The organism is Marinimicrobium sp. LS-A18, assembly GCF_000463525.1.
Lineage (GTDB): Bacteria > Pseudomonadota > Gammaproteobacteria > Pseudomonadales > Cellvibrionaceae > Marinimicrobium > Marinimicrobium koreense.
Window position 1 is genome coordinate 513,755 of the sequence record NZ_AWEP01000005.1, and the last position, 12,394, is coordinate 526,148.

Consider the following 12,394-nt stretch of genomic DNA (forward strand, 5'->3'; position numbering starts at 1 on the left):
GAAGGTTAACGCGGCGCGAAGCGATAGCGCGCCCGTCGGTTCAACAGGGCGGCGGATAGTAACAATATCAGGGGCAACACGAGTTGCCAGAACGTATACAGGCCCAGCAGACGGCGGTCCCCACCGCTGCCAATATTGACCGCTTCGGTGGTGACGGTCACCACCCGGCCGGCCCCCAACAGTTGGGTGGGCAGGTACTGGGCGACACTGACCGAAAAGGCGATCACCCAAGCATAGAGTATCGGCTGCTTCAGAATCGGCAACAGGATCCGAAACCAGCACGCCGGCGCTGAGTAGCCAAGGCTCTGGCCCACCAGCAGCCAGCGTCGATTGAACCGGCGGTAATCACCGGAAAGCATCAGGTAGGCATAGGGAAAGGTGAACACACAGTGGGCCCAGAGCACCCAATACCCGTGCGGATCGAGACGCAGCGCGCTCAGGCCGAACTGCCACCCCATCACCAGCGGCAGTTGCGGTACCAGCAGTCCCAGCAGCAATACCCACTGGGGCCAGAAGCGCTCGCGCCGGGCCTGCCATTCCAGGCACACCAGCGCCCCGACCAACCCGACACTGGCGCTGACCAGCGCAAGCCCCGCCGTCTGCCAGAGCAGCGGCGCCAGAAACGGCCATTCGCTTTGCCAGGTGGAGAGGCTGAACGTGCCGGGCAAAAGATCCGGATAGAACCAGCTTTGCGCCAGCGACCAGACCACCAGTGCCGCCATGACACCTATGGAAAGCATCGCCATCAAAGGCAACCACAGGCGCGGGATGGAGTGCATCAACGAGCCCAGACCGCTGAGCCAGGGCAACACAGTGACATTCGCCCGCCGGCACCCGCGCACCAACCCGGCATAAAGACGTTCGTGCTGCCGGTTCAGCCACAGTAGAAGAACTGCCAATACACTCAGCACCAGGCTGCCCAGCAGTGCCGAGTGAGCCGCCTGAGCCGAAAAGTCCTGCTGCCACTGAAACACCTGCTGAGCCCATACGCCCGGCAGATTGGGGCCGATCAACAGGGGCACATCCACCACCGACAGGGTGTAGATGACCACCGCCGCCATGGGCAGGCGTAGCCTAGTCAGCAGTTCGGGCACCACCAGTTGCCACCAACTGGCTAGCCGGGAGTGGCCCAGAGTCTGTCCCGCCTGCAGGTAGCGCTCCGCCGGGATCTGGGTCAGGGCACTCTGGATCATCAGGAGCAGAAAGGGGATTTCCTTCAGCAGCAGCACCCAGAACAGAGTAAACAGGGACCGATCCGCCAACAGGGCCGACGCCGGCGGTGACTCAAAACCGCCAAACAGACTGTGCCAGCCACGCACCAACCAGCCGGTGGGACTGAATAAAAACAGCACCCCCACCGCAAAGGCCAGATGGGGAATGGAGAGCAACGGGGCGAGCCAGCCGAGCAGGCGCGGTGATGGCCGCGCGCTGAAGGCCAGTGCCACATAGCAGGCCAGCAAAGGCGCCAGAGTCGCCAACACCAGTGAATAGCCGATGGCCACCATCAGCCCCGGCGCCCGCACAAACTCACTGACCGCGTCGGCACTGAGCCCGGACAGTTGACCGACGTAGGGCCATACCGCGACCGTCAGGGGAAGGCCCAGCAGTAAAGCCAGACACAGCCCGGCCGTCGTGCTCAGGATCGGGCTTACTGGTAGCGCGCGAGCCAATGTGCCTCCAGCCGTTCCTGCCAGCCGGCGTGCAGCTCCTCAGCGGTGGGCAACAGCGCCTCCGCCTCATCCAGCCTGACCACCGCCGGATCGCCCCAATAACGCGGGTCCGCCTTGCGCGCCTGGGCACTGCGAGAAATCAGAAAGTTGATCACCACTTTCGCCGCCGCCTTATGGGAGGCGTTGTCCGGCACCGCCAGGTAATGGCTGTTGGTGATTGCGCCCTGGGCAAAATAGTGCTGGGTTACCGTCTCCGGCAACCGGCCATTGCCGACTTTGCTGTCCATTTCCTGAGGGTTGAAGCTGAACGCCGCATGCAGCTGCCCATCGGCCAACCACTGCAGTTGTTGCGCCGAGTCTTTGGGAAACGCCTGACCTTGCTTCCAAAGCAACGGATGCAATTGGTCCAGGTAATTCCACAGCACCGGCAACAGCGCCTGCTCGGCACGACGATTGGGTTCGCGGTAAAGCCGCTCGTCGTTGTCCGTCAACGCCTGCAACAGAGACTTCAGCAGCGTGGTGCCGATAAAATCCGGTGGTTTGGGATAGCTGAGCCGGCCGGGGTTCTGTTCGGCATAGGCCAGAAGCTGCTCCGGGGTGATGGCTGGTTCCGCAAAGCTGCCGTCGCGGGCGATGATATTGAACTGACCCATGCCCCAGGGCACTTCGAAGCCGTCCACCGGCACCCCAAAGTCCGTCAACAACGGCAACTCGTCCGTGAGCAGATGAACGTGATTGGGAATCGCGCTCAGCAGCTCCGGCTCCAGCAGCTTACTCTCTTTCAGTGCGTGAAAATTTTCGCCGTTGATCCACAGCAGATCAATGGCACCGCCCTGCTCCCGACCCGCGGCCTGGTCACTGCGCAAGCGATGCACAGCCTCGGCAATGTCACTGACCTTGACGTGGCGCAGGTTGATGCCGTACTGCCGGTTCAGGTGCCTGCCGGCCCAGCGCAGATACTGATTGACCGAGCTTGAGCCACCCCAGGCGTAAAAGAACACGGTACTGCCGCGCGCCTCCTGCACCACATCGGACCAGTCCTCGACGGTTTGTTCGGCCTCAACCATGACCGCGCTGCTCATCAGAAGCAGCGCGGTCAGGGCGCGCTTAAAAGCGCTGGGTAAACTGCAATTGAACATGCCGTAGCAATTCCGGAAAGACCAAAGAGGAACCAAAATACCCGCCTTCAAACACCGGTGTCCAGTTTTCCTCGTCGGTGAGGTTGAATACATCCAGGCGGATGCGACTGGCGCCCTGATTGAACTCATAGGCCAAGTTGGCACTCAGGGTGAACTGCTCGGGAATGGTGACCGTCTTTAGGTAGTCCAGCGGATAATCGCTGGTCAGCACGGCGGAGCCACCCACTGACCAACCCTCGGCAAAGAGGTACCCTCCCGCCGCGGACAGGCTCCAGTCCGGCAGGCCGTGCAGACGCTGGTTGGACGCGGGGAAGGCAGCGAAGTTCGGCGCACCAACACCGGTGCCCTGAATGATATCCGGGCGGGAGTCATCGAAGGCATCCGCCACTTGTTCCGCGGCCTGAAACGCAGCGGAATTATCGAACTCGGCATCCAGCCAGTTGGCGCCCACGCTCACCCAGGCACGCTCCCCGCGATAAAACAGTTGCGCCTCCAGTCCTCGGGTGGCCACCCCACTGTTACTGCCATCGCGGTTGCGCAGGCTGCGGGTCTGATCGAAAACCGCCGCATCAGCGTACCAGGGCGAACCGGCGGGCGCGTATTTCAGGCCAATTTCATGCAAGGTATTCTCGGTGGCGAAGTTGAGCGGGTCGATCTGGTTGTTCCCCCCAAGCACATTGCCACCGGCCATGCTGTTGGAGGTGGATTCGCTGTAGCTGCTGGTGGCGTATAGGGTTACCGATTCACCAGGGCGATAATGCAACGTCGCTTCACCCGCTTTCAGGAAGTCGTTGTGGTTGTCCCGCGCCGCCTCGACGCCTTCAGGTGCGATGGGATCCCGAGCGGTAACATCGTACCAGTCGCCCCGTGCGCCCAGCGTCAACCGCAGACGCTCGGTCAGCGGTTGCTTGTGTTGAACGAACAATCCGCCCTGCACACTGGAGGAATCTGTCGTGTCCGACAGATTGAAATCCCCCACACCGTCGCCGTCAATGTCGTACTGGGCTCCAGGAGAAACGAACAGGCCCGGGCGCAATTCAACCAGACGCGCCTTCTGTACGTCGGTCAGCGGGATTTCCCGATTGCTGAGCGGACCGGTCAAGTCTGTGGGCAGATCGGCCTCGGTGGTGAACTGGCTGTAGCCGAGCACGTCGTTGTAACGCAGGTTGGCGCCCACCGTGGTGTTGTGGATGTGCAGCTCGGTGCGGTTTTCCAGCGTATCGGCCCCGTCGACAATTTCCACAAAACTGTTCTGGGCGATTTCCTCGCGCTCCAGATGTTCGTAGTAGGAACGGTTGACCAGGCGAATGGAGTCCGCCAGCTCAACATTGAACACCGAATGCAGCAACAGGGTTTCCGCCCCGTTGATGTCGTCCGGGTGGGTATGTACCCGGTTGCGGGGGATCTTTACCTCGCCAGTCGGACTGACGACCGCAAAGGCGCCCGGCACCCTGGAGCCATTGGGCTGAACACCCTGCCCCTGTACGTAAAGACCGTGATCAATCAGATCCTGGGTCGGGCGATTGATACCCGCATTATCGGTCCACTCCACATCGTAGTATTCCAGCGACACATTCCACTCAAAATGATCGCTGGGCAAGATACGGTAGGCGGCAAACAGGTTGGTGCTGTCGAGCCCGGCATAGTCGTAGAAACTGCCTTCGTCTTTATGCTCCAGGCTGATCCGGGCCCCCTGACGCTCCGGATCGATCACCCAGGAATAATCCAACTGCGCACCGTACTGGTCCCACTCGCCGCCGGTCAGGCTGAGGCGGCCCTCCGGCTCACTCAGGTCCGGGCGCTTGGGCGTGATATTCACAAACCCGCCGGTGCGCTGAGTGGTACCGAGAATCACCGAGGGGGTACCGCGCACGATATCAATCTGTCCCACGGAGTTGAACGACAATGGAATCCCCAGACCGTTGTTGCCCACCTGGCGGCGCATACCGGCCGAGAAAACCTCACCCAACTGACCGCGCAGCGTCGGCAGACTCGGCGCACCGAAACCTTTGGCCTGGAAGGTGTTGGGGGCGACCCGCTGCAGTTCCTGCAGGTTGTCGATGGCCGCTTCGTTCAGCAGATCCTCGGTCACCGGGGTGATGGAGCGACCGATGTCGGCGATGGTCTGCCCCAGACCAAAAGGCCCGTCGACTTCGTCACTGCGCACATTGCCCATACCGCTGAGGGCTTCGCCCACCACGAGGACATCCTGAATGCTACTGGTTTGGGCGTGAGCGGGTAGCGCGGCCATTAGAGCGGCGCTGGCGCACATCGTGCGTAGCGCCGTCGAGTGCGGTGATCGGATGGTAAACCGATTTTTCATTAATGCTTTACTCCATTTAATAAATTCATCGTTGTTTTACGGCGGATGCGAATTTATACCGCTGCGCTCGGCCCCTACGCGAGACGGTGGCGCGGGGTATTACGTTGGGTAACGGCGAAGCCCGCATCCGCCGCTGCCACGCCCGAAAACGTTCACTCATTCAGCGTCCAATCATAATCGAGAAAGCGATACTCCACCGCCCCTTCGCGGAGCTCCTCTCTTTCGGCTTCACTCAACCCGAGGCTATCGGCATAACGCAAAAAGAACGCATCCAGGCTGTCGATACCCTGCCAACCGCGCTCAAAATCTTCCCGGTACCATTTGAAAATGGAGGACACCTCCAACCGGCCATCCCGATAGCGATTACGGGTTTCGTCTTGCAAAAAGCGCTCGGTACTGTCTTCCAGTTGTTGCTCGAGCTGCTTGGCGGTAAACGGTTCGGTACGCAGTGCCGGGCAACCAATGGAAGCGCAATTGACGGCGAAGTGGATACGCGGCTCGTTGTAGACACCGGGCTCCCGGATGATCTCATGCTCTACCTGATCGAGATGCATCTCCTCCCCGAGCAGGGTGAAAAAGCGCATCTTCCAGGGATTCTGCCAGAATGTACCGATATCCCGAATGGAGTCGACCGGGTAATGGTCAATAATGAGCTTCAGGGTAAAGGCGTTGTAGGCATTGATCAGGAACGCGAGTTGCTGGTCGCGGCTCCACGTTTTGAGCTGGGACTTTTCGACGCCGGAGAGTTGTTCCAGGTATTGATTGAGGTTATTCGGGTAGGCTTTTAGCGTCGCGTAATCCACGGTCGATCTAGTGCCGTTTTCACTCCATTGGACGTGGTTTTCGAGCACCTGAGCGTAGGTTTTGTGTTGGTGGTCGAACGTTTCAGCCAAAGAGACGTTGGCGAAAGTCGCAAGTACCAAGAATACAATCGCGACCAATAGCGGTAAATTACCGTGGGTTACGGCGGATGCGGGCTTCGCCCTTATCCGCCCTACGCGACCCTCAGAGCTATCCGTAGGGCGGATAAGGGCGAAGCCCGCATCCGCCGTTGCCACACGCGCCGCCATGTGCCTTGTCTCTGCGTAGGGCGGGTCGGTCCGACGCTTCGGAGCCGAAGGCGCACCTGCCGTAAATACACGTGACGCTATCATCTGTCCCCTCCCCGCCTCCAGTTATGGTATTTATCCAACCACTGGAGCACCGCTTCCGGCTTGTGGGCTTTTTTCCACTCGCCGGCCGCATACTTGTTGGCCTCGGCCAGCGTCGGATAAACATGGATGGTGCCGAGAATTTTGTTCAGGCCCAGACCGTGGCGCATGGCAAGAATAAATTCGGCCATCAGGTTGCTCGCTTCGGTACCGACAATGACCACGCCCAGTATTTTATCCTTACCTTTCGGGGTGAGGACTTTGATGAAGCCAGTGGTAGTGCTGTCGGCAATGGCTCGGTCGAGCTCAGCCAGTTCGAAGCGGGTGACTTCGTAGTCGATCTCCTGCTCTTTGGCCTCCGCTTCGCTGATGCCCACGCGGGCAATCTCCGGATCCATGAAGGTGGTCCAGGGGATGACGGAATAGTCAACCTTGAAGCGTTTGAACTGCCCGAACAGCGCATTCACCGCAGCGTACCAGGCCATGTGCGCGGCGGTGTGGGTAAACTGATAGGGCCCCGCTACATCGCCGGCGGCGTAGATGTTCGGGTACAACGTTTCCAGGTATTCGTTGGTCAAGACAGTCCGTTCAGTGCGGATACCCAGATCTTCCAGTCCGTAACCGGTCAGCCGTGCCTTGCGGCCCACTGCGACCAGCAGTTGGTCAAAGGGGAGCCGTTTTTCTTCGCCTTCGTGTTTGACCACCAGCACTTTTTCATCACCGTCGCGCTCGCAACGCAAGGCCTCGTGTCGGGTCAGCACCTCAACCCCATCGGCCGTCATTGCCTCACGGGCGATCTCCGACACCTCAATGTCTTCTTTGGCGAGAATGCGCTCACCTCGTTCGACCTGACTCACCTTGGACCCAAGACGGGCGAAGGCATGAGACAGCTCTGAGCCAATGGGACCACCACCGAGCACGATCAGGCGCTTGGGCGGCTCGTCCAATTTCGCAAAGGTATCCCACAGCGTATCGCTGGTGACATAGCCAACATCGTCCAGTCCAGGCAGATCCGGCACCAGAGGTTCGGCACCGGCCGCAATGACAATACTGCGGGTGGTGAGGCGCCGGGTACCGCCGTTGTTCAGAGCGATGTCGACGGTCCAGGGGTCCACAATCGTGGCGTAGCCCTGCACCACATCGACCCCCAGACCGGTGTAGCGTTCGACACTATCATGGGGCTCGACTTCCTTGATCACCTTGTGAATTCGCTCCATCACGGCGCGAAAGCTAAAGGTCGGCTGTTGAGCGTTCAGACCATAATGGTCCGCATGTCGCATCTGGTGGGCGACCTTGGCACTTTTGATCAGCGCTTTGCTGGGCACACAGCCATAGTTCAGGCAGTCACCCCCCATTTTATGGGCCTCCACCAACGTGACTTTGGCTTTGACCGTCGCGCCGATGTAGGCAGACACCAAGCCGCCCGCACCTCCGCCGATCACCACGAGATTGCGATCAAACCGTTTGGGTCTGGTCCAACCTTTGTAGGCCCGGCGCCGCTGAACCACGCGCACGATCGCCTTGGCAATCCAGGGGAATACCCCGAGCAGCGCAAACGACAGAATGAGTTCCGGCGAGAAAATACCGCCCACACTGTCGATCTCCGCCAACTGGGTGCCGGCATTGACATAGACGGCGGTACCGCCAAGCATGCCCAGTTGACTGACCCAGTAAAAGGTCCAGGTTTTCAGCCGCGTCACCCCCATCACCAGGTTGATGACGAAAAAGGGAAACAGCGGGACCAGACGCAACGTGAATAGGTAGAAAGCACCGTCCCTTTCAATACCGCGATTGATGGCCTTCAGGCGCTCGCCGAAGCGGTTCTGCACCGATTCACGCAACACAAACCGGGCCACCAGAAACGCCAGGGTTGCCCCGGTGCTCGAGGCAAACGAGACCAACAAAAGCCCCTGCCACAACCCGAACAGCGCACCACCGGCCAGGGTCATGATCGCCGCGCCGGGCAACGACAAGGCGGTAACAAGCACATAAACCACAAAATAGACGGCGGGCACCAGAACCGGGAATTCCCTCAACCACTGATCAAACGTGGCCTGGCTGCTTTTGAGTTGCGCCAGGGTCAAATAGTCATTCAGATCGAATCCGAAAAATGCCACAACCAGGGCGATCACAATGGCGATGACCGTCAAACGCTTCATGTTCTGTCCTTCAATAATAACGGGAGGTTCCCCTGAGTCGTGCCGGGGCTGGTTTTCTTACAGCGGGGGAATCAAGGCGACCGCAATGGTCTGGCACCCTGAATGATACCCAAGTCGAGGAACTCTTGCAGAATCAGCTCGCCTCCGGTCAGCAGGGCATTTGCATCCGCACCCGGAGACTCCGATTGCATCTGCTCCAGCAACTGGCGACCGCTCAGTTCGGGCTTGGCCTCAATAAGCGCGAGCAAGCGCGCGGTAAAGGCATTGAGGGCCATAAATGAAACCCGGCGATCGCGGCTTCGGTACACCAATACCCAGGTGGGCTGCTCCGGCGGCTCCTGAGGCTGAAACTCGGGGCCAATCTGGTGCACCGGGAAACGGTACTCCAACGGCCAGGCCAGGGGCGACAATACCGGATGACCGGCCATAACATCCTTGTGCAACCCCGGTTCAGGTTCGGGATTGGTCGCAATCTGCAACGCCAACTCCACCCACTCGTAGTGCAGCAGTTCCGCCATAAAGGGGGGATCTTCCGGGGTGATTGGCCGAGCGTCGGAATTGACGTAATCGATGTATTCACGCCCGATATCGGAGAACAGGGGGCTCTGACAACGATGGTGCTGCATGAAACCGCGCACCTCTTTCAGCCACCAGTCTTCAGGCATCAGGGATTTGAACACCGGAAAATTGTTGCTCAAGAAAGTATTCAGGTTATTGAAAAACAGATCCTGATAGATTTTCATCCGGCGCGCTTCCACTTCCGTATGCGGCTGCCCCTCCGGATCACGGATGGCACCGGCGAAACGCTTCAGCGCCTCCCGGTAATCATCGGGCACCGACATGGGCCACCTCGTTCTGGTGCGCGCGAACGGTATCCACTTCGGTCAGCAGCTCTGGCAGCGGTGGCAGATTGAAGTCCCGCTCAAGCAGTGTCGGACAGATACCCGCATGGTCATAGGCCACATCCAGCAGTTGCCAGACCGGATCGATGACATCCGCTCCGTGGGTATCCACCAGCAGGTCTTCCGCTTCCCGGTAGTGGCCGGCAATGTGCATGTAATGAATGCGCTCGGCCGGCATGGCGCGGATAAACGCCTCGGCATCATAGCGATGATTGACGCTGTTGACGTAGGCGTTGTTGACGTCCAGTAACAGGTTGCAATCCGCCTCTTCAAGCACCGCCCGAATGAAGGTGGCCTCGTCCAGCTCCGGCACCGGCATCTGCGGCGTGGTGACAGGCGCATAGTAGGAGACATTCTCCAGAGCGATGCGCCGCTCGAGAATATCCTGAACCTGGCGTACGCGCTCGGCGATCCAGCGCACGCCACTTTCTGTAAAGGGTACCGGCATCAGGTCATAGAGATGACCATCGTCACTGCAGGCGCTCAGATGTTCTGAGTAAAGCTCGATCCGGTGTTCATCGAGAAACTGTCTGATTCGGGTCACAAAGTCGACATCCAGCGGCGCCGGACTGCCGATGGACAAGGATAGACCGTGGGTACTGAACGAGTAGCGTTCGGTCAGTGCGCGGAATTTCGCGCCAAGCCGTCCCCCCATCGCCATCCAGTTCTCTGGCGCAACTTCGAGAAAGTCGATACGACCGTCGGGGGACGACGGCAATTGGTCCAGCAGCTCACGCCGCAGACCCAGTCCGACACCTTGGACCTTGGACAGGGGCATACTCAGACTCTCACTCGCTCTCTACATTCATCAGCCAGGCGGGGCGTGAAGCCCCGCCTGGCTATTACATCAAGCGCCGCACTTACCTTCGCCGCACTTACCTTCGGCATCCTTGTCTTTCTTGTCCTCACCACACTTGGCTTCGCCGCATTTGGCCTCGCCACCTTTTTTCTCTTCGCCGCACTTGGCTTCACCACATTTGGCTTCACCGTCTTTCTTCTCGCCACCATGGTTGTGAGCCAATTGACTGTAACCGCTGGAGAGTGTTTCGGCCGAAAAGGGGTTTTCGGCGACAGCGGCCTGGCTACCCAGGCCCAACAACAGGGCGGCACTGGCAGAGGCGATCAGGGGATTTTTCATGGATTTCATCGTTGTTCTCCTACGAAAGTTATTGGAATCATCTGAACGTTGAGATTACATACCGTCATAAACGCGCTATAGATCATAGCGCATGTCTCGGACCGCCGCTTTCGCAAGAGGGTTCAGTACTCAGTACAACGACGTCTTCGCCTCAGGGCAGGTACACCCGGGCAAACACCGCTTTCAGATAATCGGTCTCGGGGATGGCCGGGTGCACGGGATGATCGGCGCCCTGCCCGCCCTGGGCGATAATCTGTACGTGACGATCCAGGTGCCGGCCGGCACCGCGCACGATATCGGTCAGCGATTCCCGCGCCAGGTGCATGGAACAGGAGGCCGACACCAGCAGGCCGTCGCGGCCCAGCAGTCGAATGGCCAGCTCATTGATGTGGCGGTACGCCGCCTCTCCGGCCTTCTGGTCCTTGCGCCGCTTGATAAACGCGGGCGGGTCCAGCACCACCACATCAAAGCTTTCACCGTCCGCGATCAGTGCCTTGAGCACGTCAATGGCCTTGCCCTGAAGCGCGCTGACCCGGTCTGCGACGCCGTTCAGCTCGGCATTGGCGGCCACTCCGTCCAGCGCCGTGGCCGAGGCATCCACACAGACCACTTCCCGGGCGCCGGCGTTGGCAGCCGCCACACCCCAACCGCCCATGTAAGAGAAAACATCCAGCACTCGGCGGTCCCCACACCAGCCCTGCAGGCGAGCGCGGTTGTCGCGGTGATCATAGAACCAACCGGTTTTCTGCCCCTGGCCCACCGGAATCCGGAAGCGGGTCCCATTCTCCACCAGCTCCAGGGTGTCCGGCATGGTGCCGTGGGCGACTTCCTGATAACGCGCCAACCCCTCCAGCTCTCGGGCGCCGTGATCGTTGTCCAGCAGAATGCCCGCGGGCTTCAGACACTGTACCAGTGCCTCGATAATATCGGCCTTGTGGCGCTCCATGCCGGCACTGGCAACCTGAACCACCAGATAGTCACCGAAGCGGTCCACCACCAGCCCGGGGAGCAGATCGGAATCGCCGTAGATGAGTCGGTAATAGGGGCCGGGAAAGAAGGCATCGCGCAAGGCCAGAGCCTGATTGATACGGTGCACGAGCAGGGATTTACTCAGGGGCTGCTCCGGATCGCGATTGATCAACCGAGCGCAGATCAGGCCGGCTGGATTGACCACCGCCACCCCGAGCGCCTTGCCGGTACTGGCCAGGACCAGCGCCTGATCACCGGGTTGAAACGCCTTGAGCGGCGTTTTGGCCACGTCCACTTCGTTACTGTAGATCCACAGGTGGCCACGCTTGAGGCGACGGTCGGTATTTTTCTTGAGCTGCAAGGGGGGCAATGACACGGGTCGTTCTCCAATGACGATCGACCGCCGGAAGTGGCGGCGCTCGCCATTCTACGCGAGACCACGACCGGACACGATCACTCCGGCTGTGGAATAGGCAGTTGGGATCTTTCGGCAAAGCGGCTCCGGTCTTGTTCGGTAGCGCCCTCACGACACTCTCCCCGCAGCCACATCTCGGCCCGGGACAGACGATAGTCCAACTCCAGAAAGCCCTCCCGGCAGTACCCGGTGAGCGTCACGGCCCGCTCGGCGTCGCTGCGCAACTGCCGGTACTCGCGGCTGCCCAAAGGCTCCCGACGACGATGCTCGGTCACATCCTTGGGGGACCGGTACACCTGCACCAGTGGCCGCTGACGGGCATCCGGCACATCCAGTTGATACACAAACAGTTTGCTGTTGTTGGGCCGCAGATCAATCGACAGCGTCTCTTTCAGGCCCCCGTAATGGCGCCCACCGCTACTGCACCCGATCAGCAGGGTACCGATCAACACTCCGGTCACGCCCAACCACCACCGGCCTCTGCCATTGCCCATATTCCGTTCCCCACTCCTCAAGATGTTGCTGTTC

General features: G+C 59.9%; 10 protein-coding genes. All 10 read right to left on the reverse strand.

Annotated elements, in window-relative coordinates; all coding sequences use genetic code 11:
• Positions 1 to 5: 5 nt before the first annotated feature.
• The gene (locus tag N645_RS0110130; protein ID WP_024461396.1) at positions 6 to 1,670 is read right to left on the reverse strand and encodes an ABC transporter permease; all 1,665 of its coding nucleotides are present in this window, start codon (positions 1,668 to 1,670) and stop codon (positions 6 to 8) included.
• Positions 1,649 to 2,809, reverse strand: coding sequence for an ABC transporter substrate-binding protein (locus N645_RS0110135; RefSeq protein WP_024461397.1), 1,161 nt, complete (start codon positions 2,807 to 2,809; stop codon positions 1,649 to 1,651). The genes N645_RS0110130 and N645_RS0110135 overlap by 22 nt, the downstream gene beginning before the upstream one ends.
• Positions 2,778 to 5,132 (reverse strand): TonB-dependent siderophore receptor, encoded by a 2,355-nt coding sequence (locus N645_RS0110140; protein WP_051174406.1) that lies wholly within the window; start codon positions 5,130 to 5,132, stop codon positions 2,778 to 2,780. The genes N645_RS0110135 and N645_RS0110140 overlap by 32 nt, the downstream gene beginning before the upstream one ends.
• 152 nt (positions 5,133 to 5,284) lie before the next feature.
• Positions 5,285 to 6,055: a DUF547 domain-containing protein gene (locus N645_RS17760; protein ID WP_193744966.1), complete on the reverse strand. Its 771-nt coding sequence runs from the start codon at positions 6,053 to 6,055 to the stop codon at positions 5,285 to 5,287.
• Between the two features lie 227 nt (positions 6,056 to 6,282).
• Positions 6,283 to 8,442 carry an FAD-dependent oxidoreductase gene (locus N645_RS16935; protein ID WP_036160818.1) on the reverse strand — a complete coding sequence of 720 codons (2,160 nt, stop codon included), beginning with the start codon at positions 8,440 to 8,442 and terminating at the stop codon, positions 6,283 to 6,285.
• A 71-nt stretch (positions 8,443 to 8,513) separates the two neighbouring features.
• Entirely contained in the window at positions 8,514 to 9,284 is a 771-nt protein-coding gene (locus N645_RS0110155) for a DUF2063 domain-containing protein (protein ID WP_024461400.1), read from the reverse strand.
• Positions 9,268 to 10,122, reverse strand: coding sequence for a DUF692 domain-containing protein (locus N645_RS0110160; RefSeq protein ID WP_036160821.1), 855 nt, complete (start codon positions 10,120 to 10,122; stop codon positions 9,268 to 9,270). The genes N645_RS0110155 and N645_RS0110160 overlap by 17 nt, the downstream gene beginning before the upstream one ends.
• A 69-nt stretch (positions 10,123 to 10,191) precedes the next feature.
• Complete coding sequence (locus tag N645_RS0110165; RefSeq protein WP_024461402.1) at positions 10,192 to 10,491, reverse strand: hypothetical protein; 300 nt, start codon at positions 10,489 to 10,491, stop codon at positions 10,192 to 10,194.
• A 142-nt stretch (positions 10,492 to 10,633) separates the two neighbouring features.
• The gene (locus tag N645_RS0110170) at positions 10,634 to 11,827 is read right to left on the reverse strand and encodes a class I SAM-dependent rRNA methyltransferase (RefSeq protein ID WP_024461403.1); all 1,194 of its coding nucleotides are present in this window, start codon (positions 11,825 to 11,827) and stop codon (positions 10,634 to 10,636) included.
• 77 nt (positions 11,828 to 11,904) lie between these two features.
• Complete coding sequence (locus N645_RS0110175; protein ID WP_024461404.1) at positions 11,905 to 12,360, reverse strand: hypothetical protein; 456 nt, start codon at positions 12,358 to 12,360, stop codon at positions 11,905 to 11,907.
• Between the last annotated feature and the right edge of the window lie 34 nt (positions 12,361 to 12,394).

What these genes read in the sequence shown, in the direction of transcription:
- N645_RS0110160 (WP_036160821.1), bottom strand. Translation starts at nt 10,122, where the DNA reads ATGCCCCTGTCCAAGGTCCAAGGTGTCGGACTGGGTCTGCGGCGTGAG.
- N645_RS0110135 (WP_024461397.1), bottom strand. Translation starts at nt 2,809, where the DNA reads ATGTTCAATTGCAGTTTACCCAGCGCTTTTAAGCGCGCCCTGACCGCG.
- N645_RS0110165 (WP_024461402.1), bottom strand. Translation starts at nt 10,491, where the DNA reads ATGAAATCCATGAAAAATCCCCTGATCGCCTCTGCCAGTGCCGCCCTG.
- N645_RS0110140 (WP_051174406.1), bottom strand. Translation starts at nt 5,132, where the DNA reads ATGAAAAATCGGTTTACCATCCGATCACCGCACTCGACGGCGCTACGC.
- N645_RS16935 (WP_036160818.1), bottom strand. Translation starts at nt 8,442, where the DNA reads ATGAAGCGTTTGACGGTCATCGCCATTGTGATCGCCCTGGTTGTGGCA.
- N645_RS0110175 (WP_024461404.1), bottom strand. Translation starts at nt 12,360, where the DNA reads ATGGGCAATGGCAGAGGCCGGTGGTGGTTGGGCGTGACCGGAGTGTTG.
- N645_RS0110155 (WP_024461400.1), bottom strand. Translation starts at nt 9,284, where the DNA reads ATGTCGGTGCCCGATGATTACCGGGAGGCGCTGAAGCGTTTCGCCGGT.